The sequence below is a fragment of the Paraburkholderia sp. Cpub6 genome (genome assembly GCF_014201065.1).
Taxonomy (GTDB): Bacteria; Pseudomonadota; Gammaproteobacteria; order Burkholderiales; family Burkholderiaceae; genus Paraburkholderia; species Paraburkholderia tuberum.
Genome location: NZ_JACHDM010000002.1, coordinates 429,530 through 452,422 on the forward strand (window position 1 = coordinate 429,530; position 22,893 = coordinate 452,422).

Annotated in this window: 26 protein-coding genes and 1 tRNA gene; 14 read left to right on the forward strand and 13 right to left on the reverse strand. The window is 64.2% G+C overall.

Annotated features, from left to right (window positions below):
- The first annotated feature begins 23 nt into the window (after positions 1-23).
- The 6 genes from HDG33_RS06745 (at position 24) to catA (ending at position 6,130) form a co-directional block, all read left to right on the forward strand.
- Positions 24-1,061 (forward strand): hypothetical protein, encoded by a 1,038-nt coding sequence (locus tag HDG33_RS06745; RefSeq protein ID WP_184023252.1) that lies wholly within the window; start codon positions 24-26, stop codon positions 1,059-1,061.
- Complete coding sequence (locus HDG33_RS06750) at positions 1,058-1,723, forward strand: gluconate 2-dehydrogenase subunit 3 family protein (RefSeq protein WP_184023254.1); 666 nt, start codon at positions 1,058-1,060, stop codon at positions 1,721-1,723. The genes HDG33_RS06745 and HDG33_RS06750 overlap by 4 nt, the downstream gene beginning before the upstream one ends.
- Positions 1,713-3,356 carry a GMC family oxidoreductase gene (locus HDG33_RS06755; RefSeq protein ID WP_184023260.1) on the forward strand — a complete coding sequence of 548 codons (1,644 nt, stop codon included), beginning with the start codon at positions 1,713-1,715 and terminating at the stop codon, positions 3,354-3,356. Before HDG33_RS06750 ends, HDG33_RS06755 begins: the two co-directional genes overlap by 11 nt.
- A gap of 305 nt (positions 3,357-3,661) precedes the next feature.
- Complete coding sequence (locus HDG33_RS06760) at positions 3,662-4,798, forward strand: muconate/chloromuconate family cycloisomerase (RefSeq protein ID WP_184023262.1); 1,137 nt, start codon at positions 3,662-3,664, stop codon at positions 4,796-4,798.
- A 27-nt stretch (positions 4,799-4,825) separates the two neighbouring features.
- The gene (catC, locus tag HDG33_RS06765; protein WP_184023264.1) at positions 4,826-5,116 is read left to right on the forward strand and encodes a muconolactone Delta-isomerase; all 291 of its coding nucleotides are present in this window, start codon (positions 4,826-4,828) and stop codon (positions 5,114-5,116) included.
- 78 nt (positions 5,117-5,194) lie between these two features.
- Positions 5,195-6,130 carry a catechol 1,2-dioxygenase gene (gene catA / locus HDG33_RS06770; RefSeq protein WP_184023266.1) on the forward strand — a complete coding sequence of 312 codons (936 nt, stop codon included), beginning with the start codon at positions 5,195-5,197 and terminating at the stop codon, positions 6,128-6,130.
- A 92-nt stretch (positions 6,131-6,222) separates the two neighbouring features.
- Here the strand turns inward: catA and HDG33_RS06775 are convergent, their stop codons facing one another.
- The 5 genes from HDG33_RS06775 to HDG33_RS06795 all read right to left on the reverse strand — a co-directional run bounded on the left by HDG33_RS06775 (position 6,223) and on the right by HDG33_RS06795 (position 11,694).
- The gene (locus HDG33_RS06775) at positions 6,223-7,761 is read right to left on the reverse strand and encodes a TonB family protein (RefSeq protein WP_260330331.1); all 1,539 of its coding nucleotides are present in this window, start codon (positions 7,759-7,761) and stop codon (positions 6,223-6,225) included.
- A gap of 155 nt (positions 7,762-7,916) precedes the next feature.
- On the reverse strand, positions 7,917-8,552 hold the full coding sequence (locus HDG33_RS06780) for a riboflavin synthase (protein WP_184023270.1): 636 nt from the start codon (positions 8,550-8,552) through the stop codon (positions 7,917-7,919).
- Positions 8,553-8,567: 15 nt separating this feature from the next.
- Positions 8,568-9,719 (reverse strand): bifunctional diaminohydroxyphosphoribosylaminopyrimidine deaminase/5-amino-6-(5-phosphoribosylamino)uracil reductase RibD, encoded by a 1,152-nt coding sequence (gene ribD / locus HDG33_RS06785; RefSeq protein ID WP_184023272.1) that lies wholly within the window; start codon positions 9,717-9,719, stop codon positions 8,568-8,570.
- A 63-nt stretch (positions 9,720-9,782) separates the two neighbouring features.
- Complete coding sequence (hemL, locus tag HDG33_RS06790; protein WP_184023276.1) at positions 9,783-11,066, reverse strand: glutamate-1-semialdehyde 2,1-aminomutase; 1,284 nt, start codon at positions 11,064-11,066, stop codon at positions 9,783-9,785.
- Between the two features lie 157 nt (positions 11,067-11,223).
- On the reverse strand, positions 11,224-11,694 hold the full coding sequence (locus HDG33_RS06795; protein ID WP_090801467.1) for a hypothetical protein: 471 nt from the start codon (positions 11,692-11,694) through the stop codon (positions 11,224-11,226).
- Positions 11,695-11,976: 282 nt separating this feature from the next.
- Between HDG33_RS06795 and HDG33_RS06800 the strand changes: the two genes are divergently transcribed.
- The 3 genes from HDG33_RS06800 to HDG33_RS06810 all read left to right on the forward strand — a co-directional run bounded on the left by HDG33_RS06800 (position 11,977) and on the right by HDG33_RS06810 (position 14,129).
- The gene (locus HDG33_RS06800; protein WP_090801465.1) at positions 11,977-13,197 is read left to right on the forward strand and encodes a Bcr/CflA family multidrug efflux MFS transporter; all 1,221 of its coding nucleotides are present in this window, start codon (positions 11,977-11,979) and stop codon (positions 13,195-13,197) included.
- Between the two features lie 214 nt (positions 13,198-13,411).
- Positions 13,412-13,642, forward strand: coding sequence for a hypothetical protein (locus HDG33_RS06805; protein WP_090805429.1), 231 nt, complete (start codon positions 13,412-13,414; stop codon positions 13,640-13,642).
- Between the two features lie 82 nt (positions 13,643-13,724).
- Positions 13,725-14,129 (forward strand): RidA family protein, encoded by a 405-nt coding sequence (locus HDG33_RS06810; RefSeq protein WP_184023278.1) that lies wholly within the window; start codon positions 13,725-13,727, stop codon positions 14,127-14,129.
- Between the two features lie 146 nt (positions 14,130-14,275).
- On the opposite strand, the gene HDG33_RS06815 is transcribed toward HDG33_RS06810, so the two are convergent.
- Positions 14,276-14,692 (reverse strand): DUF4279 domain-containing protein, encoded by a 417-nt coding sequence (locus HDG33_RS06815; protein WP_184023280.1) that lies wholly within the window; start codon positions 14,690-14,692, stop codon positions 14,276-14,278.
- A 72-nt stretch (positions 14,693-14,764) separates the two neighbouring features.
- On the opposite strand from HDG33_RS06815, the gene HDG33_RS36905 reads away from it, so the two are divergent.
- Positions 14,765-15,004, forward strand: a complete 240-nt coding sequence (locus tag HDG33_RS36905; RefSeq protein WP_221311326.1) for a hypothetical protein — start codon at positions 14,765-14,767, stop codon at positions 15,002-15,004.
- A 181-nt stretch (positions 15,005-15,185) separates the two neighbouring features.
- Here the strand turns inward: HDG33_RS36905 and HDG33_RS06825 are convergent, their stop codons facing one another.
- From HDG33_RS06825 to HDG33_RS37160, 3 genes are all read right to left on the reverse strand, one after another.
- Complete coding sequence (locus tag HDG33_RS06825) at positions 15,186-15,605, reverse strand: DUF4279 domain-containing protein (RefSeq protein WP_090801462.1); 420 nt, start codon at positions 15,603-15,605, stop codon at positions 15,186-15,188.
- Positions 15,606-15,616: 11 nt separating this feature from the next.
- On the reverse strand, positions 15,617-16,393 hold the full coding sequence (locus HDG33_RS06830) for a hypothetical protein (protein WP_184023282.1): 777 nt from the start codon (positions 16,391-16,393) through the stop codon (positions 15,617-15,619).
- A gap of 240 nt (positions 16,394-16,633) precedes the next feature.
- Complete coding sequence (locus HDG33_RS37160; protein ID WP_260330332.1) at positions 16,634-16,768, reverse strand: hypothetical protein; 135 nt, start codon at positions 16,766-16,768, stop codon at positions 16,634-16,636.
- Between the two features lie 15 nt (positions 16,769-16,783).
- Here HDG33_RS37160 and HDG33_RS06840 point away from each other — a divergent pair, with 15 nt between their 5' ends.
- The 4 genes from HDG33_RS06840 (at position 16,784) to HDG33_RS06855 (ending at position 19,962) form a co-directional block, all read left to right on the forward strand.
- Positions 16,784-17,626, forward strand: coding sequence for a hypothetical protein (locus HDG33_RS06840; protein ID WP_184023324.1), 843 nt, complete (start codon positions 16,784-16,786; stop codon positions 17,624-17,626).
- A 4-nt stretch (positions 17,627-17,630) separates the two neighbouring features.
- A complete protein-coding gene (locus HDG33_RS06845; protein WP_184023284.1) occupies positions 17,631-17,831 on the forward strand; it encodes a hypothetical protein in 201 nt (66 codons plus the stop codon).
- A 211-nt stretch (positions 17,832-18,042) separates the two neighbouring features.
- On the forward strand, positions 18,043-18,705 hold the full coding sequence (locus tag HDG33_RS06850) for a hypothetical protein (protein ID WP_184023286.1): 663 nt from the start codon (positions 18,043-18,045) through the stop codon (positions 18,703-18,705).
- Between the two features lie 921 nt (positions 18,706-19,626).
- On the forward strand, positions 19,627-19,962 hold the full coding sequence (locus tag HDG33_RS06855; protein ID WP_184023288.1) for a hypothetical protein: 336 nt from the start codon (positions 19,627-19,629) through the stop codon (positions 19,960-19,962).
- 127 nt (positions 19,963-20,089) lie between these two features.
- Here HDG33_RS06855 and HDG33_RS06860 read toward each other — a convergent pair.
- From HDG33_RS06860 to rph, 4 genes are all read right to left on the reverse strand, one after another.
- A tRNA-Ser gene (locus HDG33_RS06860) sits at positions 20,090-20,179 on the reverse strand.
- A gap of 55 nt (positions 20,180-20,234) precedes the next feature.
- Entirely contained in the window at positions 20,235-21,464 is a 1,230-nt protein-coding gene (hemW, locus tag HDG33_RS06865) for a radical SAM family heme chaperone HemW (RefSeq protein ID WP_184023290.1), read from the reverse strand.
- Positions 21,461-22,123, reverse strand: a complete 663-nt coding sequence (gene rdgB / locus HDG33_RS06870) for an RdgB/HAM1 family non-canonical purine NTP pyrophosphatase (RefSeq protein ID WP_409258975.1) — start codon at positions 22,121-22,123, stop codon at positions 21,461-21,463. Before rdgB ends, hemW begins: the two co-directional genes overlap by 4 nt.
- The gene (rph, locus tag HDG33_RS06875) at positions 22,120-22,857 is read right to left on the reverse strand and encodes a ribonuclease PH (RefSeq protein ID WP_090801456.1); all 738 of its coding nucleotides are present in this window, start codon (positions 22,855-22,857) and stop codon (positions 22,120-22,122) included. Before rph ends, rdgB begins: the two co-directional genes overlap by 4 nt.
- Positions 22,858-22,893 lie beyond the last annotated feature (36 nt).

The following is a 22,893-nucleotide window of genomic DNA, read 5'->3' on the forward strand; positions in this document are numbered from 1 at the left end:
GCCACGATAAGGAAGCGATATCGATGGGCTCTTCACGCGTACCCGGATTGCTGTACACGGCGGCGGCGGTGACGGCCGTCGCGGCGTTGGCCGCGCGCGGCGCGGGAAGACCTGAGTCGCATCGCGAACGGCGTGAGAGCGGCCCGCAACACCACGAGCGTCGGGCATCCGTGACGTTCCCGACGTGTGCCGCCCGCAGCCATCAGCGCGCGCCGGCGCGCGTGCACGCGCGCGAACCCACCGCCGAGGTGGAGGCACACGTCGAAGCGGCCCGCACCTTCAACCACAGCTCCGCGCTGCTCGCGCTGTCGGTGCTTGCCGACAGCGCGATGGAGCATTACCGCGGCTCGTTCGACAACCCCGCGATGTTCACGCCACTCGTCAGCGCGAGTCTGTCGCTCGCCGCGGGCCTGCATGGTGGCGCGGATCGTCGCGGCCAGACGCATCGCGCGCGCCATGCGATCTATCTGACCGCGGCGGCGACGGGCATCGCCGGCACGGGCTTCCATTTCTACAACGTGATGAAGCGGCCGGGCGGCTGGAGCTGGAACAACCTGTTTCACGCGGCACCGCTCGGCGCGCCGAGCGCGTTGCTGCTGTCAGGCGCGCTCGGTGCCGTCGCCGAACGCTTGCGCGACGAGCCCGCAGACGACCCGCAACTGCTCGGCATGCCGGCCGGTCAGGCGCTCGGTCTGCTGGTCGCGGCGGGTCTCGTCGGCACGGTGGGGGAGGCCGCGCTGCTGCATTTTCGTGGCGCGTTTCAGCATCGCGCGATGTACGCGCCGGTCAGCATTCCGCCGATCACCGCCGCGCTGCTCGCGCATGCCGCGCTGTCCGCTCCGCGCGAGCGCTGGTACACGCGGCTCTGGTTACGCATCACGACCGTGCTCGGCTTTGTCGGCGCGGGTTTTCACGCGCGCGGGATCGCGCGTCGTCAGGGCGGCTGGCGCAACTGGAGCCAGAATCTGTTCGACGGGCCGCCGCTGCCCGCGCCGCCGAGCTTTTCCGCGCTGGCGCTCGCCGGGCTCGCCGCACTGCGTCTGCGGGAGACAGAAAAATGACCAACCGACCACGCTCGACCCGAGCCACCCGCTATCCCGGCTACGACGTGCTCGACAAACGCACGACGCCGTCGTGGGACGCGCACACCCGAGCGGTGATCGCCGAACGCCTCGCGACACCGCTCGAGCCGCGCTTTTTCAACGCGGTCGAATGGCTCGCGGTCACGTCGCTGTGCGCCCGCATCGTGCCGCAAGCGAATGCGCAACCGGTGGTGCCGCTCGCCGCCCTGCTCGACGCGCGGCTCGCCGGCGATGGCAACGACGGCTACCGCGACGCCCGTTTGCCGCCGATGCGCGACGCCTGGCGCATCGGCCTCGCCGCGCTCGATGCCGAGTGCCGCGAGCGCGGCGGCCTGCCGTTCGCGAGCCTCGCGGAGGACACGCAGATCGCGCTGCTCGGCGAGATGCAGCGCGGCGAACTGACGAACCCCGCGTGGCGCGGCATGCCGTCGAAGCTGTTCTTCGGCGAGCGCCTGCTGCACGACATCTGCGGCCTCTACTACTCGCACCCGCACGCGTGGAGCGAGATCGGCTTCGGCGGCCCGGCGAATCCGCGCGGCTATGTGCGCATGTACTTGAATCGCCGCGATCCGTGGGAGGCGGTCGAAGCGACGCCCGACACCCATGAGCAGGCCGCGAAGGAGAACCGCCGTGTCCGATGACGCGCAGCAACGGCCGCGCGGCAAGGACGGCCGCGCACCCGACGTGTTCCAGCGCGGCGGCTGGGTGCCGATGCGCGCGTACGCTGACGGCGAGGAGGTCGATTTCGCGATCGTCGGCACCGGCGCCGGCGGTGGCACGCTTGCGTGCCGGCTTGCGGAAAAAGGCTTCAAGGTCGTCGCGTTCGATGCCGGCGCGTGGTGGCGTCCGCTCGAAGAGTTCGCGTCTGACGAAGCGCATCAGGAAAAACTGTTCTGGACCGACGAGCGCATCTGCGACGGCGACAATCCGCTGAAGCTCGGCAACAACAACAGCGGCAAGGCGGTGGGCGGCAGCACGGTCCATTTCGCGATGGTGTCGCTGCGCTTTCGGCCCGAGTGGTTCAAGTCGCGCAGCGTGCTCGGCTATGGCGCCGACTGGCCGCTCGACTGGCGCGAGATGTGGCACTACTACGGCGAGGTCGAGGACGCGCTGAAAATCTCCGGACCGGTGAACTATCCGTGGGGGCCGAAGCGGCCGCGCTATCCGTATCGCGCGCATGAGCTGAACGCGGCGGCGCTGGTGCTCGCGCGCGGCGCCGAGGCGCTCGGCATCGGCTGGAGCCCGACGCCGCTCGCGACCCTCTCCGCGCCGCGTGGCCGCGCGCATCCGTGCGCGTACCGCGGCTTCTGCGTGTCCGGCTGCGCGACCAACGCGAAGCAAAGCGCGCTCGTCGTGTGGATCCCGCGTGCGCTGCGAGCCGGCGCCGAGGTGCGCGATCTGGCGATGGTCGGCCGCGTCGTCACCAACGACGCGGGGCTCGCCACCGGCGTCGAATATCTGCGCGAAGGACGCTGGCGATTCCAGCGCGCGAAGCACGTGGTGGTGGCCGGCTACGCGATCGAAACGCCGCGCTTGATGCTGATGTCGGCCAACAGCCGCTTTCCCGACGGACTCGCGAACAGTTCGGGACTCGTAGGCAAAAACCTGATGGCGCAGTCGAATCAGGCCGTCTACGGCACCTTCGATGAAGACATCCGCTGGTACAAGGGGCCGCCGTCGCTCGCGCTCACCGAGCACTGGAACTACGAAGACAAGGGCAAAGATTTTTTCGGCGGCTACTGCTACATGAGCCAGGGGCCGCTGCCGAACGGATGGGTCGCGGTGCAGAATGGCCGCGGCTTGTGGGGCGACGCGCTCGGCGCGGAGATGCTCAAGTACAACCACCAGGCGGGGCTGAAGATCGTCGGCGAGATGCTGCCGCAGCAGCGCAACCGCGTGACGCTTGCCGACGAGAAGGACCAGTACGGGCTGCCGATTGCGCGCGTCACCTATTCATGGTGCGACAACGACAAGCGGCTCATCGCGCATTCGCTCGACTTCATGGAGCAGGCGCTCGCGGCCGCCGGCGGCAAGGAGATCTGGCGCGAGACCGACGACACCTGCCACCTGAACGGCACCGCGCGCATGGGTGACGATCCGTCGACGAGCGTCGTCGACGCGGACTGCCGCAGTTGGGACATCCGCAACCTGTGGGTGTGCGACGGCTCGGTGTTTCCGACCGTGGGCGGCGTGAATCCGTCGCTGACGATTCAGGCGATCGCGTGTCGCACCGCCGAGCGCATCGCCGCGCTGGCCGCCCGCGGCGAGTTGTAGGGGCAGTGTTGCCCACGTGCATGAACCGCAGTCCGAAACGATGGAGTACTCACTGCGCGACCCGGATGGTTACACAACATGCTCTCCATGCATCGAACATTGACCCAAGTCATGTTTCAGGCGCAAAAACGGCCTCTTTTTCGATGCCCCACCTGCATGGTGCAATGCAAAATCCCTAGAAAGGCCGGGCTTGCTGGCCTCACCATACCCTGCAGGTATGAAAAAGGACAGGAAAAGTATTGGACGGGCCAAACGGGCGAAGGGTATAAAAACATCCAATGAACTCACTTCCCGCCGCAGCCGCCATGACCCAAGCGACCATCGAACGTATCGAAACCCGCCTCGTCGATCTGCCGACGATCCGTCCTCACAAGCTGTCGGTCGCCACGATGTACGGGCAGACGCTGATGCTGGTCAAGGTCTACTGCAGCGACGGCATCGTCGGGATTGGCGAAGGCACCACGATCGCCGGCATGGCCTACGGCCCGGAAAGCCCCGAAACAATGAAGCTAGCGATCGACGCCTACTTCGCCCCGGCGATGATCGGCAAGGACGCGACGCAGATCCAGGCGCTGATGGCGCACCTCGGCAAGCTGGTCAAGGTCAATCATTTCTCGAAGAGCGCGCTCGAAACCGCGCTGCTCGACGCGCAAGGCAAACGTCTCGGCGTGCCGGTGAGCGAACTGCTCGGCGGCCGTCGCCGTGAGCGCCTGCCGGTTGCGTGGACGCTCGCGTCGGGCGATACCGCGAAGGACATCGCCGAAGCCGAGCACATGCTCGACGTGCGCCGACACAAGGTCTTCAAGCTGAAGATCGGCGCGAAGGAACTGAAGACCGACATCAAGCACGTCGCCGAGATCAAGAAAGCGGTCGGCGAGCGCGCCGCGGTGCGCGTCGACGTGAACATGGCGTGGAGCGAGACCCAGGCCGCCTGGGCGATTCCGGCGCTGGCCGACGCGGGCTGCGATCTGGTCGAGCAGCCGGTCGCGTCCGCCGCGGCGCTCGCGCGACTGATGCGCCGCTTCCCGGTCGCGCTGATGGCCGACGAAGTCCTGCAAGGCCCGGACAGCGCGTTCGAGATCGCGAAGAACGGCGGTGCCGATGTGTTCGCGATCAAGATCGAACAGAGCGGTGGTCTGTTCGCCGCGCAGCGCGTGGCCGCGATCGCAGATGCCGCCGGCATCGAGCTGTACGGCGGCACGATGCTCGAAGGCGCGTTCAGCACGGTGGCGTCGGCGCATCTGTTCGCGAGCTTCGCGAATCTGCAATGGGGCACCGAGCTGTTCGGGCCGCTGCTGATCACTGAAGAAATTCTGACCACGCCGCTCGACTACAGCGACTTCGAACTGACCGTGCCGAACGGCCCGGGTCTCGGCATCGAACTCGACGAGGCGAAGGTCAAGCGATTCACGCGAGACGGGCTGATGAAGGTCACCCGCTAAACGGATTTAGATCAGGAGGATTCAACGATGCTTTTCCATGTGCGAATGGACGTGCACCTGCCGGTCGACATGCCGGCCGAAGTGGCGAACGAAATCAAGACCCGCGAGAAGGCTTACTCGCAGGAGCTCCAGCGTAGCGGCAAGTGGCGTCATATCTGGCGCCTCGTTGGCGAGTACGCGAATTACAGCGTCTTCGATGTAGAGAGCAATGCCGAACTACACGACATTCTGTCCGGCTTGCCTCTGTTCCCGTACATGAAGATTTCGGTGACGCCTCTGTGTCGTCACCCGTCGTCGATTCGGGACGGCGACATCTGAGCCCAGGGGCCAGGCGCTTTTGACGGCGAGCGCATCCAAAGCCATCTTTTCCCCCTATACCAACTGGAGACAGTCATCGTGAGCGTCAAAGTATTTGAAACCAAAGAAGTGCAGGATCTGCTGAAAGCCGCTTCCAACGTCGATGCCGGGAATGGCAACGCGCGTTTCCAGCAGATCGTTTTCCGTCTGCTGGGCGACCTGTTCAAGGCAATCGATGACCTCGACATCACGCCCGACGAAGTCTGGGCCGGCGTCAACTATCTGAACAAGCTCGGTCAGGACGGCGAAGCGGCGCTGCTCGCGGCCGGCCTCGGTCTCGAGAAGTATCTCGACATCCGCATGGACGCCGAGGACAAGAAGATCGGTCTCGAAGGCGGCACGCCGCGTACGATCGAAGGCCCGCTGTACGTCGCCGGCGCGACGGTGCGCGAGGGCGTCTCGAAGATCGACATCAACCCGGACGAAGACGCGGGCCCGCTCGTGATTCGCGGCACGGTCAAGGATCTGGACGGCAAGCCGGTCGCCGGCGCGGTCGTCGAGTGCTGGCACGCGAACTCGAAGGGCTTCTACTCGCACTTCGATCCGACCGGCGCGCAGAGCGACTTCAACCTGCGCGGCGCGGTGAAGACCGGCGCCGACGGCAAGTACGAGGTCCGCACGCTGATGCCGGTAGGCTACGGCTGCCCGCCGCACGGCTCGACGCAGCAGCTGCTGAACGTGCTGGGCCGTCACGGCAACCGTCCGGCGCACGTGCACTTCTTCGTCAGCAGCGACGGCCATCGCAAGCTGACCACGCAGTTCAACATCGAAGGCGATCCGCTGATCTGGGACGACTTCGCGTATGCAACGCGCGAAGAGCTGATTCCGCCGGTCGTCGAGAAATCCGGTGGCGCGGCGCTGGGCCTGAAGGCCGATACGTACAAGGAGATCGAGTTCAACTTCACGATCACGCCGCTGGTCCAGGGTAAGGACAATCAGCTCGTCCATCGTCTGCGCGCTTCGGCCGAAGCGTAATCGCACGAGGCGGCGCCGTGGCGACACGGCCGCCGCCTTTCGTTGCCAACGGCCGGCGGTCCTGCCGGCCGAATTCCTGAAGCCTCAGCCCTTCAAACGCCAGGCCTCAGCGTGATCGTGAACGACCGTGGTGTCTCACCGCTTTCATCGCGCGGCATCGGGTCGGAGCGCTTGACCGCCTCGATGGCGGCCTTGTCCCACGCCCGATCGCCACTCGATCGAACGATCTTTACCGATTCGAGGCTGCCAGACGACGTGCAGTGCACTTCGACCACGGTTTCGCGATGCCCGGTCTTGCCATTCCAGACGATATTGGGCTGCACTCGTTGCCGGACGAGTTCTGCGTAGTCGAATACTTTCGGCGCGGACGCCGGTTGTCGAGGCGCCGCCGAAGCGAAATTTTTCAGCGCCGAGATTAGTGACGCCGCCGAATGTCTGCTGCTGTCGAGTTCCGCTAGCGTGATCCATTCGCGCGCCGGTTGTGGCGTTTTATCGAACGCCTGGCGGTAAAAGCGCATGGCCTTGCACCACGCCTCGGGCGAAAGCTCGCCTTGGCGGCCGCTCGTCAACAGCCCCAGATCATCGGCCTCGGAAGGGTCGCGATTCAGCGCGTCAGCGAGCGACGCCGACAGCGCCAGTTGCCCGCGCAGCCGTTGTCCTGGCGTGACTTGCGGCAGCGGCGTGGTTTGCGTCGACTGTTTGACGAGGTTGAACATCGCCTGCAGTTGCGCCTGCAGTTCCGCGTCGGTCTCCTTATCCATCGACAGATAGCGCGACGTGATCAGCTGCAGATTCTTGAGCCCGCCGCAATCGGGCGGTGCGTTGTTCAGCGCGCGCGTCGTCAGGCTCGTCAACTGTTCGCGGTCCTGCTGCGAGATACGCGCCATGCCGTCCAGCACGCCTAGCGCGCGAGCGAGCACAGCGGGACCCGCCGTCGCCGCTTTGCTATCGGACGAAAAGTAGTAGCGCTGAATGTCCGGATCGGCTGTCAGTTTCTGCGCCCAGTCCGCGAGCAGCTTCGCTTTGGACGAGCCGGCCGGGATGCCTAAGCGGTTGGCCAGTTCCGCGGCATCGAGCGGTTGGCCGGGTAGAAGCGGCAAGGCGGTCGACAGCAGCGAAGAACCGGTCGCGCCCGCGGGAGAAGACGGCGGTCGTGTGGAGTCCGCGTTGCTCGTGGCCGCCGCGACGCCTGCGCCGGAGCGAGCCGTATCGCCGCTCGCGTGCGATAGATTGAAAACGAAATTCGTTTCGACCGCCACAGGCTGATTGTCCATGCCCGTGAGGGGGCTGCACTGGGCACGCCGCGATGCCTGAAGGGCGAGGTTGTCGAACGCCGGATTGCCGGACGAGACTTCGACAACCGCGTCGCTGATCTGTCCACGTTCGTCGACCCATGCACGCACGATCGCATTGGGACGCGGCGCCTGCGCGACCGCAGCGCCGGCGGACTTCAGATCGTCGTTGGACAAACCGTAGGTGCAGGCCAGGCTCTGCGCGGACACGAAGTGCGGTGCCGACGTGATCGTGGCACTGGCTGCGCCCGTACCGACGATGCAGGCAAGGATCAGCGACGCTTTCGTCAGGTGCACACGCAGCGGATTCCAGCGACGGAGCAGGTGCGGCTCTTTCATTGTGTTTGTCAGCTTCGGATCGTGCACGCGCGCTGGGTCACGGCCCCGGATTCGCCTCGCCCAAACCGGCTTGCTGCGCAGATCGATCGCTTTGCCGATACGCACCGAGCATGCGCTCCTGGTATCGCGTAACGGTCTCGAGGGAAGTGTCCAGGTTACGTCGAGGATGGATCGCCATCGCGCGGCGCATTGAGCATCCGTTCCACATAGCGCGCAATCAGATCGATCTCCAGATTCACTTTTACCCCGTCGTGCAGATGCTTGAGCGCCGTCACCTGCACGGTATGCGGAATCAGATTGATCGAAAACTCGCAGCCGTCGTCGCGATCAACGACGGAGTTCACGGTCAGGCTCACGCCATTGACCGTAATCGATCCCTTGTACGCGAGATAACGACCGATGTCGCGCGGCGCGAGAATGCGCAGCTCGTGCGATTCGCCGACCGGCGCGAAACGCGTGACGATACCGAGCCCGTCGACGTGTCCGGACACGATATGTCCACCGAGCCGGTCATGCGCGCGCAGCGCTTTCTCGAGATTGACCTCGCCGGTTTCGCCGAGACCGGCCGTGCGGTTCAGGCTCTCGCGCGACACGTCGACCTCGAACGAATGAGCGGTCTTCGCGACCACCGTCATGCAGGCGCCCTGGATCGTGATGCTGTCGCCGAGCTGCACATCGGCGAGGTCGAGCCCGCCCGCCTCGACGTTCAGGCGCACGCCCGCGTCGCCGCCCGTGCCGAGCGGCGTGACTGATTCGATGCGGCCCACTGCCGCGACGATTCCTGTAAACATCGTGCTAGTCCTTGATCATTTCGAAACGGTGGGAGACACGGTGTCGGTCCCGGGTAAGGCTGTCGGCGCGAAACGCGCGAGGATCCGCAGATCGTCGCCGATCCGCTCGACCGTGTGGAAATTCAGCTTCACGCGGTCTTCGAGCTGGTCGGGCGCGTCCAGATTGAACATGCTCATCGAGTCCACGCCGAGCAGGCTCGGCGCGAGATAGACCAGCAGTTCATCGACGCAGCCTTCGCGCAGCAGCGAACCGTTCAGCTTGTAGCCGGCTTCGACGTGCAGCTCGTTGACGTGACGCTCGCCGAGCACGCTCAGCATGCGCGGGAGATCCACCTTGCCGAACGCGTTCGGCAGCGGCACGATCTCGGCGCCGCGCTCGCGCAGCGCGCTCGCGCGTTCTTCGAGACGCGCGTCGAGCTCGCCGCAGAAGATCAGCGTCGGCGCGCCGGCCAGGATCTGCGCGTCGAGCGGCACGTCGAGCTGGCTGTCGATCAGCACGCGGTGCGGTTGGCGCGGTGTATCGACCGCGCGCACGGTCATGCGCGGATTGTCCTCGCGCACAGTGCCGATGCCGGTCAGGATCGCCGACGCGCGCGCACGCCACGCATGACCGTCGGCCCGCGCGGCCGCGCTCGTGATCCACTGGCTCTCACCCGACGGCAAGCCGGTGCGGCCATCGAGCGACGCCGCCACTTTCATGCGCACCCACGGACGGCCGCGCGTCATGCGCGACACGAAGCCGATGTTCAGCTCCCGCGCTTCGTTCGCGAGCAGCCCGCAGCGCACTTCGATACCGGCTTCGCGCAGCATCGCGAGACCGCGGCCGGAGACCTGCGGGTTGGGATCTTCCATCGCCGCGATCACGCGGCCGATCTGCGCTTCGATCAGCGCGTTCGCGCACGGCGGCGTGCGGCCGAAATGGCTGCACGGTTCGAGCGTCACGTAGGCGGTCGCGTCGCGCAGGTCGTGGCCGCGCGAGCGCGCGTCCTTCAGCGCGCGAATTTCGGCGTGATCCTGGCCGGCCGGCTGCGTGAAGCCTTCGCCGATCACCTCGCCGTTTCTGACGAGCACGCAACCGACCCGCGGATTCGGGTCGGCCGTGTACATGCCGCGCTTCGCGAGCGCGAGCGCGCGTTCCATGTGGACGAAATCGGTTTGCGAGAACATCGGTGTCCGTTGTGGTGCGGTGTCTGGGTCGTGCGAGTTGCGGCCTTTGCTTCGGGCCCGGCTTCAGCCTTTCAACGCTGCGAACGCGCCGCGCGCGGCGTCGATCGTCGCGTCGATCACCGCGTCGTCGTGCGCGCTCGACACGAAGCCGGCCTCATACGCGGACGGCGCGAAGTACACGCCCGCGTCGAGCATCTTGTGGAAGAACGCGTTGAAGCGCGGCACATCGCTCTTCGTGACGGCGGCGAAGCTCGTCGGGATCGATTCGCGAAAGTAGATGCCGAACATGCCGCCGAGCGCATCGGCCGCGAACGGGACGTCCGCTTCGCGTGCCGCCCGCGCGAGCCCTTGCGCGAGACGCGTGGTGCGCGCGGCGAGCGTGTCGTAGAAGCCGGGCGCCTGGATCAGCTGAAGCGTCTTCAGGCCGGCTGCGACCGCGATCGGATTGCCTGACAGCGTGCCCGCCTGATAGACGCCGCCGAGCGGCGCGAGGTGAGCCATGATGTCGCGCCGGCCGCCGAACGCCGCCGCTGGCATGCCGCCGCCGATTACCTTGCCGAGGCAGGTGAGGTCGGGCGTGATGCCGTAGAGTTGCTGCGCGCCGCCGAGCGCGACGCGGAAGCCGCACATCACTTCGTCGAAAATCAGCACCGCGCCGTACTCGGTGCACAGGCGCCGCAGCGTCTGCAGGAATTCAGGGGTCGCGCGCACGAGGTTCATGTTGCCAGCGACCGGCTCGACGATCACCGAGGCGATCTCGTTGCCGAACGCCTTGAACGCTTCTTCGAGCTCGGCGACGTTGTTGTATTCGAGCACGGTGGTGTGCTTCGCGATATCGACCGGCACGCCCGCCGAGGTCGGATTGCCGAAGGTCAGGAGGCCCGAGCCGGCCTTCACGAGCAGGCTGTCCGCGTGGCCGTGATAGCAGCCTTCGAACTTGACGATGCGGCTGCGGTTCGTGAAGCCGCGCGCGAGACGCAGCGCGCTCATCGTCGCCTCGGTGCCGCTCGACACCATGCGCACCTGTTCGATCGACGGCACCAGCTTGCAGATTTCCTCGGCGATCTCGACTTCCGACTCGGTCGGCGCGCCGAACGAAAAGCCTTTCACGAGCACGCGCTGCACGGCTTCCAGCACTTCGGGATGAACGTGGCCGAGGATCATGGGGCCCCACGAGCCGATGTAGTCGGTATAGCGCTGGCCGTCCGCGTCCCAGAAGTACGGGCCTTGCGCGCGCTCGATGAAACGCGGTGTGCCGCCGACGGAACGGAAAGCGCGCACCGGCGAATTCACGCCGCCGGGGATCGTGCGTTGCGCGCGTTCGAAGAGGGTTTCGTTTCTGGACATGGCGATGGGTGGAATAGGGAGCAGGGGTTGCGCAGCGGCGCAAAGGGCCTCGGACGATTCCCGCGGACACTTCGCGCGATGCTGGGATGGATCGAGAAATTGTACCGGAGTCGGCGCCGGCGGGCTGTGCGGGCGGGCGCGGCGGCGCGTGTTTCGCCTAGCTGCCCGGTGCGGGTATCGTCGGCGGCTTGCGCCTGCCGGTCAATTCGGCCCAGCGCTTCTCCAGCGCGCCTTCGGCGATCGGCTTGATGATCGTGCCCGAGCTTTGCGCATCCCACGTCTGCACCGAGAACGGATGCACACGCAGCTGATCGCGCGTGATGACCGGCGCGTGATGCGCATCGACGAGCCAGTCGTAGACGAAATCGATGCACAGCCGGTAGCCACGTTTGGTCGACGCGTCGGGGACTTCGTAGGGCGCGCGCGTCACGTAGCCCGAACCGAAGATGCCCTTCGGCTCCTGCGCGACGCGATGGAGGAACACGCGATCGCCGGGCAGGATGCCGCGCGCAAAGCCGCAGCCCCACACGTCGGCCACCGCGTCGCCGGCCGCCACGCGTTTCGCGATGTCGGGCAACTCGGGCCACGGCCATTTTTTGGGGCTCCAGATCAGCAGGAAGGCGGTCATCGCGGGTTCGAACGGGATCAGGGGAAGGGCGTTGCGCGAGGTCGAGCTTTTATGTCGGGCCGTCAAGCTGCGCATACGGAAGCGCGTTGGACAAGCAGGCGGCAGCTTAACCGATCGAGGCCGATTGCGCCGCGCGGCGCTGTCGCGCAACGTCCACGCAGCGGGCCACGAGCGCCGTCAGCGGATTAACCGTCGCGTACAATCGAGCCGGTCAACTGATGGCCGTTCCCGCTTCACCCGTTCCGCTGCCGATGCCGGCGCGGCGTTTCATCCGGATTTCCCATGTCTCACGTCGTCAGACGCCGGCCCGATGGCCGGCTGATCCTGTTGCTCGGCGCGCTGGCCGCGTGCGGGCCGATTTCCATCGACATGTATCTGCCGAGCCTGCCGACCATCGCGCAGGCCTTCGCGGTCGGCACGGGCGCCGCGCAATCGACGCTCACGAGCTTCATGTTCGGCTTTTCGATCGGCATGCTGCTGTACGGTCCGCTGTCCGATACGTATGGCCGTCGGCCGATCCTGCTTGGCGGCATCATCATGTATGCGCTCGCGAGCATCGCCTGCTCGCTGTCGGTCTCGATCGGCTCGCTGGTCGGTTTCCGCTTCGTGCAGGCGTTGGGCGCGGGCGCGGCGTCGGTGCTGGCTCGCGCGATCGCGCGCGACGCGCACGAGCCGGGCGACGCGGCGCGCGTCCTGTCGATGATCGCGATCGTCACGGCGATCGGTCCACTGCTCGCGCCGCTGATCGGCGGACAGTTGCTGCTGCTGGGCGGCTGGCGCGCCGTGTTCGTCGCGCTGACGCTGTTCGGTTCCGTGTGCGCGGTGACCGCATTCCTGAAGGTGCCGGAGACGTGGCCGCGCGAGATGCGCGCGCAGTCGGCGCTGCTGAAGTCGTTCGGCGCGTATGGCACGCTGCTGCGCGATCCGGTCGCGTGGGGACACATGTTGTGCGGCGGCATGGCGTTCGCGTCGATGTTCGCGTACATCACGGCGACGCCGTTTGTATACATCGAGTATTTCCACGTGTCCGCGCAGCACTATGGATTCCTGTTCGCGCTGAACATCGTCGGCATCATGTTCGGCAATTACCTGAACACGCGGCTCGTCGGCCGGCTCGGGCCGGTGCCGATCATCTCGTTCGCGGCGACCGTGAGCTTCGTCGCGTCGCTGTTCGTGTCCGTCGTGTCGCTGACGGGGTGGGGCGGCTTATGGTCGATCGTGTTCGGGCTGTTCTTCGTCGTCAGCGTGGTGGGCGTGTTGTCCGCCAACTGCACGACCGATCTGATGCATCGCTATCCCGCCAACGCGGGCGCCGCGGCGGCCGTGTTCGGCGCGGTGCAGCTCGCGCTCGGCGCACTGTCGAGCCTCGCGGTCGGACTGTGGCAGGACGGCACGCCGAAGGGCATGGGTATCGTGGTCGGCGTGGCGGGCTGTCTATGCTTTGTCGGACGCATGCTCGTGATGCGTTGGCACGGGACGAAGTCGCCGGTTGCGGCTGTGTGAGCGTGTTGTCCGGATATCGAGGGTGAGCACTGCGCGAGCGCTGTGAAAACGGCGTGAAAACTGGATGACGATCGTGCTATTGCGGCTGTGGGCATCGGCCGACGCGTGAGTTCATCGGACGCGTCTCCGGAAAACACCTGGTGTTGCGCGCGCACCACCGTGCGTCGCGGTTTGCATTGCTATGATGAAGTCACTGTTCCTCGGAGCGGCACTCATGGCGATCAAAGACCTGATGAACGGCGAACGGCAATTTGCCGCATTCGCCGAAGCGCAACGGCTGGCCGACAGCGGCGCTTATTACGATTACACCGACATCGAATACGTCTTGCGCTTTGATCACGGTTTGACGGATGTATCGGCTCTGCTCGATAGCCAGTTGATGCATCGCGATCTGAATCGTCGTTGCGCGGATGCGCGCGAAAAGCTCGAGATGGCGGACGCGTGATGCGTGTTGCGCCGTGCGCGGGTTCGTGCCGAATGAAGCACGGCGATGAATCGCTCCGAGATTTTCACTTCTGGAGTGGTTGATGACCGATAGCCCGCACGCCTCACGTTTGCCCCACACCGACAATCCGGCCGCGCTGGCGAAACCCGGCGGCCACTACAGTCATGTCGCGGTCGCGAATGGCTTCGTCTTCGTGTCCGGGCAATTGCCGATCAACGCGCAAGGCGAAAAGCTCGCCGATGGGTCGTTCGACGCGCAGGCCGAACAGGTTCTGGCCAATGTGAAGGCGGCGCTCGAAAGCGTCGGCAGCAGCGTCGCGCAACTGGTGCAGGTGCGCGTGTATGTCGTCGATGTCGAACATTGGGCGAGCTTCAATCAGATCTATGCGGGCTGGGCCGGCGAGGCAAGGCCGGCTCGCTCGGTCGTGCCGGTGCCGCAGTTGCACTATGGGTTCAAGATCGAGGTTGAGGCGGTGGCGGTGGTTTAGGTCGTGATGGTGGGTACGGGGGCCGTGCATGTTTGCGACATAGAGGATTAATTCAGAAGTGCGGCCCATAACACTCGCGCTGTGCCTTACAAGGTCGCACAAAAAAGCCGACTCGCGAGGATCGGCTTGTGAATTCGAGCGAGGCTCTATCGATATTCATCGATCTCAACGGTGCCGCCCATGGTTTCCATCATGGTGCGAATATCGTCGGGCACATCAGGCACGCGGTCGCCGCTCTCGTTGTCCCAATAACAGAAGAAACGCATCTGTGCGCCCTTGTCTGCGAGTAGCTGGCGCAAGTCATCTCGCGGCAAGTTCAGGCGATCAATAAGATAGCGGAGATGCGGTTCCAGCGAGTCGCTACGAACGGCGGCTTTGCTTCTCACCCCCCATACGCCGGTACGCCCCGGAACGCTGCTCAGTCGCCCCGACGGAGTCATAAACCGCTCCCCTTTGACTATCGCCGTATCCGGTGTAACGCCGAAATATCGGGTCCAGACTTCGGGATCTAAATCATCCCCGGCTATCGAAAATGATGCATGTGCGAGTTGATGTGCGTTCATCGTATGAAGATCAGTTTGCATAGTCCTGCATATTGCCGATGATGTTTTTTCTAGATTCGTCGCCGAGCAGCGTTGACGCGCCTCTATTGCCAGCCCTGGCTGCGCGCGCAGCGCCCGCAATCCGCGAGCGCATCCTCGAAGAGACCAAAATCGACAATTGCGCAGCCTGTGAAGGCGAACAGCAACACGCCGGGGCGCACGGCGACATTGCACGGCTTCCGTTCAAGCTCCCGCGATTGGGCCAGCGAACAGGGCTATGCGCGCGACCTTGCCGAGCGGGCGCTTGCCCATACCGTGTCGGACAAGATTTAGGCGGCTTATCACCGCACCGATTTGATGGAACAGCGCCGGCCGATGATGGAAGTGTGGGCCGTGCCTGTTTGCAGCATAGAGGATTAATTCAGAGGTGCGGCCCATAACACTCGCGCTGTGCCTTGCAGGGTTGCAAAAAAAGCCAATTCCCGAGCATCGGCTTGTGCATTCGAGCGAGGCTCTATCGATATTCATCGATCTCGACCGTGCCGCCCATGGCTTCCATCATGGTGCGAATATCGTCGGGCACGTCAGGCACGCGGTCGCCGCTCTCGTTGTCCCAATAGCAGAAGAAGCGCATCTGCGCGCAAGTGCGCTCGATGAGTTCTCGCAAATCGGCACGGGGTAGCCCGAGGTGGCCCACCAGATAGCGAAGATGAGGCGTCAGATCGTCGCTCATTATTGCCTCCGCGCTCGAAACGATCCATGTGCCTTGCCGCCAAGGAATGCTGCTCATCATGCCGGACGGCATTAACCTGGGCTGCCCTTTGGCTCCCGCGCGAGATGGTGATACGCCAAAATAGTTCGTCCAGAATTCGGGCGGCTCGGTGTCCTGATAGATCGTGAACGCTGCGTGGGCGAGTTTGTGTTCGGGTGCCATCTCTGTTTCTCTCAGGGTGCCCAGCTATGCATGTTGTCGATGATCGCGCCTCTGAACTCGACATTCCCATCGTCGTGCCAAATAACGTTGTCGTCCCCGCGCATTCGATTGTCTTCTTTCATCATATGGATCATCCTGCCGAAGGTCTTGCGGTCATACCCCAGCATCTTCGCCGCGTAGTTTGGGTTGATCGTGCTCTCGGCGAGTTCAACCACATCGCCGCTCAACGCATCAGGCACATACTCAAACGGCTGCGCGTCGCCGAGCAGCGTTGATGAGCCTCTATCGCCAGCCCTGGCTGCCCGCGCAGCGTTCAACCGGGTTTGCCAGGTGGCCGGATCATACTGGACGGACAAAATGGGTTCGCCGTCTGGGTGACTGCCTGTCCTCGCTACGGGATTCATTAACGGCGTGCTGCTGTACGGTGACGGAAACAGGCCATTACGCGGACCTTTAACGGCAAGCAGTTTGCCCCGGCGAACCTCTTCGAGAAGAGCAACGATCACCCACCAGCCATCGGTATCAGGGTTGCGGTCCCGTACATCATGAAAAAACAGCCAGTGACTGCCAATGAGATTCCTAATCAGTTTCCGGTCCTCCTCCCACTTCCTGCGATTCAGTGCGGCGATAGCAAGAAATTCCCGGGTCTCCGCCCTGGCCCTCTGAAGGTCTGCGGCCTTGCCGAGGCACGCTTTATAGTGCCATTCGTCGCAGATGACATAACAGGCACCCGGTGGCCGCTGGCAGAACAGCTCCACGGAGTGCATTTCAAATACGGACAGGGACATGGGTGTGTCGATGGTCTATCTGAAGTCGCTGCCGGAGTTGACAGCAGTCAGATAATTACCGTGCGACAGGCAGTCCGTACATGGGCGACCGCCCAAAATCTCGACGGCTCTCGACGAAACGGAAAAAAGCGCCCGCACGAACATTGCGGCTTTTCGCGCCCGTAGCGCGGATGCTCGCGGGCAGCGACCGTACCGCTGGTCTATGACCTTTCCAGCCGCTGGTGGCACTCGCGCAGCAGATCATTCGCCCGAAACCGCTGTTCGCGCCAATACGGCGCGTACGCCCGCCAGCGCATCCTCGAAGAGACCAAAAATCGACACCTGCGCAACCGTTGAAAGAGGGGAGAACTGCTCCGCTACCTCTTCCAGGCTCAACAGCCCTGCCAGTGCGTGCAATTGATCGACGCGGATATCGCCGCAGCTATCAGCGGCTTCACTACGTGGCGCGCGAATGCAAACGCGCGGCGGATGCTTGGAATGCAGCTCGAAGACGCCGCGAAACAATCTGAGGCCAAGCGCAGGATGGACCTGAGACGGGACGTATTCTTGCCGGCCCTCCAGGAGGCAGCCAAAGCGTCAAACGTTCTCGGAGAGATGACAGGAGCGGAAACCGATCCCGCGAAAGCCAACGAACAAATGAAGGCCGTGATCGCCGCGCTTGCGGGAATCCATGCAGTCGGATCGGCAGAGACAGTTACGGCTACATTCCATCTTGCTCAGTTTGTGGGGGAGATCTTCGCGGAGCTCGCAATTAGGCGAGCCGAGTCAGTAGCGGAGTTCACGTTAGTGACCCAATTGGCGCTGCTAATCGACAAGGAGCTTGCCAATGGAAACGCACTGACTGAAATGATGAAGGCCTGCAATCTCCAGGGAGGAGATGCAGTCCAATTTGGACGCGTGATGCAGCAATGGGAAGGGCACCAAAAACTGCTTGCCACAATGATGGAGGACCGCGACAAAGCAACCCTGCGATATCGACAGTCAATTGCTCGATCTATCGAGTACTTAGCCAAAAATTTGTCGAAATTGACCGAATTGCAGTCAGGGGCAATCCTTGCAATGCGTCGAGAACTCGATCTGTCGATTGACGAAGAAGTCGTGAAGCGCATCGCAAGCGAGGCCGCAGCGCATGGCGCGAAATCGCTAGATAAATTGACCCGCTTTCTTCAGCGAAACGATCTCGATTCCCCCTCCGGCCAACCGTTTGCTTCTGAGTCAGCAGGACAGGGGTAACGCATTGGCCGAAGTCTCGATTCGCAAATTCGCTCGCCGTGAAGGCGGCTCTGAAGGCACCGTGCGCCAGGCGATCAAGGCCGGGCGGCTCGCCGCAGCGCTGGCCGACGGCTCGCTCGACCCCGGCCTGATTCGTGGCGTGCGCCGTATGCAACTGCCGCGGACCACGGGTACGCACCCACGCCCCTGCTCGGCCTGCCCATAGTCGTGCGCCGCCACGAACACCCCGGCGGGCCTCGGATGTATGTGGGCCTGATCGCGCGTGCGGACCGCGATGGCGCGGTGGATATCGTCGCGCTCCCTTCGGCGGATCGCCACTGGCGCTAGAGCGCGTGCCGCTCCTCGATGGTCCGCCCGACGATGAGCGCCGGCTGGCCGCGTGGCTGGCCGGATGACAACGCAACGACTCGCGTTGCATGGAATATTGCTGGCCGCACCGGCGGCCGCCACGTAGTATTGGCCGCTTTGCATCCGAAGACTTTGTGGCCGTGGACATAATTCAAGCTGTGCTCAATTGGACCAACAACAACGCCGGCCTGTCGGGTTGGGTCCAGGCAATCGGGAGCATTCTGGCCGTGGTCTCAGCCTTCATGTTTCCTTGGCTTCAGTCTCGCAAAGACCGGCGGTTACGCGAAAGCGAGCGCCGAACGTCCAATCTCGCTCTGGCCGCCACCGTTCGCGCAATAGCTGACGAAGCCGACGAGGCGCTCCGCGACCTGACACGCACTTTTGACCATTCGCCTGAGGTCTTTTTGCCAGAGGACTTCCGAGCAACTTTTCACCGTATGGAGTGGCCCAATCACCCGCGCGCCACAATGTTCCGTCGGACGATGGACGATCTCCTCGAGCGCATATCTGCGTTGAGCCAGCGTCCTAGCATTAGCGACGGACAGCTCAGTGAACTCGTGGAGATTCGTCGTTGCCTTAAGGACGCCTGGCTACTGTTCGATGGTGTCCAAAATCCCTATCGAGAGTTCGATACGAAGGACAAGAACCAGTGCTATGCGATTCTGAATCGCGCATCGATTGTTAGAGGCGCCACGTCGGCGGCCTACGATGCCCTGACCGAAACCGAGTGACTTCGGCGCAGAGTGCAAGCCGATGTCGACGCACCGAAGAGCAGGCCCCCGGCGCCACCCACCGTGCCCGATGGACTGAAAGCCTTGAGGGTTGCAGTTCTCGCGTCGGTTACCGCGCCGATTGCCACTGGAAACTAGCCATCAACCCGGCGAAAGGCCCGTCAGCAGCGGCCGAGCGGCCGGTTACCGCGCGCGAGGTTGCCACACAGGTTGCCACGGAAACCGCCCATCTAACGGGGCTGGCGCCGGATACCACTTGTTCGGTTACCACGCAGAGGGGAGTTTTTTTCCCTTATTAAAAGGAGTGGAACGGGAAAGAAACGCCGTGAGCGCCCTACACACCGGGCTTCCCGGACGCAATCCGAGCTACGCAAACCAGGGGCGCTGACGGAAAAAACCCGGACTCCACCACGCGGGCGCGGGCCGCAAAGTGTCGAGGTGCAGAGTGCGGACGACCCGGCAATGTCGGCATAAGGCCGAACGAATGCACGAATAGGTGCAAGCGGGAGACGTCCGCAAAGCCCTGTCGCGCAAGCCCGTGCGCGGTTAGTCGCTGCTGCGAAAGTTCGCACGAAACACCACCCGTTTGTACCGGGTAGTTAATGCGGGCCGACTTTCTTCAGTCCATCACGCGCGCGCGAGACGGGGTTTTTTCCGTCTATTAAAAGGGGCGGCGGGCGGCATCAACCGTCGCTCGAAGGGCGCCACGCAATCACACAGACGCGCCGCCAGCATTCCGCTCGGGGCGTCGACCTGGCAGCCGGGAAAGACCGGCACGCCGACCGCTCACCAGGGCGGTTTTGCGTTTCTGGCGGGCGGCTCGCGATGAGATGGGCTGACCTATGCCAGTTGGCGTGAGACCGGACACGGCGGCGGTAAACGATAGAATCGGCGCACGTCAACTACCCCGGACGTCCCACCATGAACCTGCTGAAAAAGCGCATCGCCGCGACAGACGCGAAGCTCGATGAGATGAAGGCGACACGCAAGGCCGCGCAGAAGGCGAGCCGCCAGGCGTACAAGCAGACGAAGGCCGACCGCGAGCGCAGGGTGATGCTCGTTGGCGAGGCGGTGCTGCGGCGCGTGGATCGCGGCGAATGGAATGAGGCCGAGTTCAGGCAGATGATGGACGAGGCGTTACCCGGCCCGCTGACCGGGCGCTGTTCGATCTGGGGTGATCTCACCGCCGCGAACTTCATTCATCGCAGGAGCATGGCGCAGGGAACGTGTCGACGGTCGCCGGCGCGCATTTATTGAGACTTCAACCGCGCTGCCGTCGCGTCAAACAGTATCAGCGCCGATCAAATAGCCTCAAAGCTTTGGGCGGGTAGGTGGGCGGGTTTTGATTTTCGCCGCCGGGAAACCCTTGTCACGCGGGCATGTATGGCGGAGGCGGTGAGATTCGAACTCACGGAAGGATTGCTCCTTCGCCGGTTTTCAAGACCGGTGCCTTAAACCACTCGGCCACACCTCCAAGCCGCAAATTGTAACCTGAAAAGACTTCGCTGCCGAGTCCAGGCGACCCGCCATCACTGCGGATCTTTCAGGAACAGCGCCTGCAGGTCGTTCAGGAACGCCTGGCCGAGCGGCGTCGGCGCGATCCGTTCGTGGTCGCGTGTGATCAGCTTGCGCTGTTCCGCTTCCTGCAACGCCGGCTCGATCGTCGTGATCGACAGGCCCGTGCGCTCGATGAACCGATGCACCGGAAATCCTTCTACCAGGCGCAGCGCGTTCAGCATGAACTCGAACGGCAGATCGCGCGGCCCGACCTCATGCTCTTCCTGCACGCTTGCACCAACCCTGGCCTGCTCGATGAACGTGGTCGGATGTTTGTAGCGCGCCTGGCGCACGATGCGATTAGGAAACGACAGCTTCGTATGCGCGCCCGCGCCGATGCCGAGATAGTCGCCGAAGCGCCAGTAGTTCAGATTGTGTTTGCTCTGCCGATGCGGCTGCGCATACGCGGACACCTCGTAGCGCCCGTAGCCGGCCTCGGCGGTGCGTTGATGAATCCAGTCCTGCATGTCTGCGGACGCGTCATCGTCGGGCAACGCGGGCGGAAACCTGGCGAATAGCGTGTTCGGTTCGAGCGTCAGGTGATACAGCGACAGATGCGGCGGGGCAAACGACAACGCCGTTTCCACGTCGGCCTCACATTCGGCGAGCGTTTGCCTGGCCAGTGCGAACATCAGGTCGAGGTTGAAGTTGTCGAACGTGGTCGCGGCGACTTCGACCGCGTGGCGTGCCTGCGCCGCGTCGTGAATGCGGCCGAGCGCCTTCAGATGCGTTTCGTTGAAACTCTGGATGCCTACCGACAGCCGGTTCACGCCGCTCGCGCGAAACTGCGCGAACTTGTCGGCTTCGAACGTGCCGGGGTTCGCTTCGAGCGTGATTTCCGCGTCGGCGTCGAGCGGCAGCAGCGCGCGAATATCCGACAGCATGCGATCGAGCCCCGCCGCCGACAGCAAACTAGGCGTGCCGCCGCCGATGAACACCGTATGCACCTGGCGGCCCCAGATCAGTGGCAAGGCCATTTCCAGGTCGGCGCGCAACGCGTCGAGGTAGTCGTTCTCCGGGAACGTCTCGCCTTTCCACTCGTGCGAATTGAAGTCGCAGTACGGGCACTTGCGCACGCACCACGGGAAATGTACGTACAGCGCAAGTGGCGGCAGCGACGTCAAACGGATGCTGCCCGGCGACGTGAACGCACTGACGACACCCTTGCCGATGTCCGCCGGCGTCGATCGGATCGGAATCACGCTTCCTCCGACAGACGCGCGAGCAGTTGCCGCAGCGCGATCGCGCGATGGCTGCTCGCGTTCTTGACCGCCGGCTCGAGTTCGGCGGCGCTCGCGTTCAGCGACGGCAGATAGAAGTACGGGTCGTAACCGAAGCCATGCTCGCCGCGCGGCGCGTCCAGGATTTCGCCATGCCAGCGGCCTTCGGCGATCAGCGGTTCGGGATCGTCCGCGTGACGCACGAGTGCGAGCACGCAGTAGTAATAGCCGCGGCGGTCGCTCACGTCCCGCAGTTCGTCGACGAGGCGCGCGTTGTTCGCCGCGTCGCTTTTCTCGCCGCCGGCGAGTTGTGCGAAGCGGGCCGAGTAGACGCCCGGCGCGCCGCGCAGCGCGCGCACGCAAAGACCCGAGTCATCGGCGAGCGCGGGCAGGCCGGTGAGCCGCGCAGCGTGACGGGCCTTCGTCAGCGCGTTTTCGACGAAGGTGGGATGCGGTTCTTCCGCTTCCGGCACGTTGAGCTCGCCCTGCGCGATCAACTCGATGCCGGCCGCGCCGAGCAGCGCCGCAAATTCGCGCAGCTTGCCCGCGTTGTTCGACGCGAGCACCACCTTTTTCAGCGGCATTCCCGACGTTACGCCGTGAGCATTGTTCCCGCCACCGTCCTGACGAACCTCATTCACTGCTGCACTCCCAGCGCCTCTTTCTGCTTCGCGATCAGCGTGCTGATGCCGTCGCTCGCGAGATCGAGCAGCGCATTCATTTCTTCGCGCGAGAACGGCACGCCTTCCGCGGTGCCCTGAATTTCGACGAAGCCGCCCGCTCCCGTCATTACGACGTTCATGTCGGTGTCACACTGCGAGTCTTCGTCGTAGTCGAGGTCGAGCACCGGCACGCCGTCGTACACGCCGACCGAAATCGCGGCGACGTAATCCAGGATCGGCGAGCTTTCGATGCGGCCCGTGGCAAGCAATCTGGCGACCGCATCATGCGCGGCGACGAACGCGCCGGTAATGCTCGCGGTGCGTGTGCCGCCATCGGCCTGGATCACGTCGCAGTCGAGATTGAGCGTGCGCGCGCCGAGCTTCTCGAGATCGAACACCGAGCGCAGCGCGCGGCCGATCAGCCGCTGGATTTCCTGCGTGCGGCCGGTTTGTTTGCCGCGCGCGGCTTCACGGTCGCTGCGGGTATGCGTGGCGCGCGGCAGCATGCCGTATTCGGCGGTGAGCCAGCCCTGGCCGCGATCGCGCAGAAACGGCGGTACGCTCTCGCTGACGCTCGCGGTGCAGATCACCTTGGTGTCGCCGAATTCGACCAGCACCGAGCCCTCCGCATGCTTCGTGTAGTGACGCGTGATGCGCACGTCGCGCAACTGGTGGGGCTGGCGGCCGCTGGGGCGTTGGGTGTCGTTGCTCATGTCGGAATGGTCGGGATAGGCTGGAGGAGGGCGGAG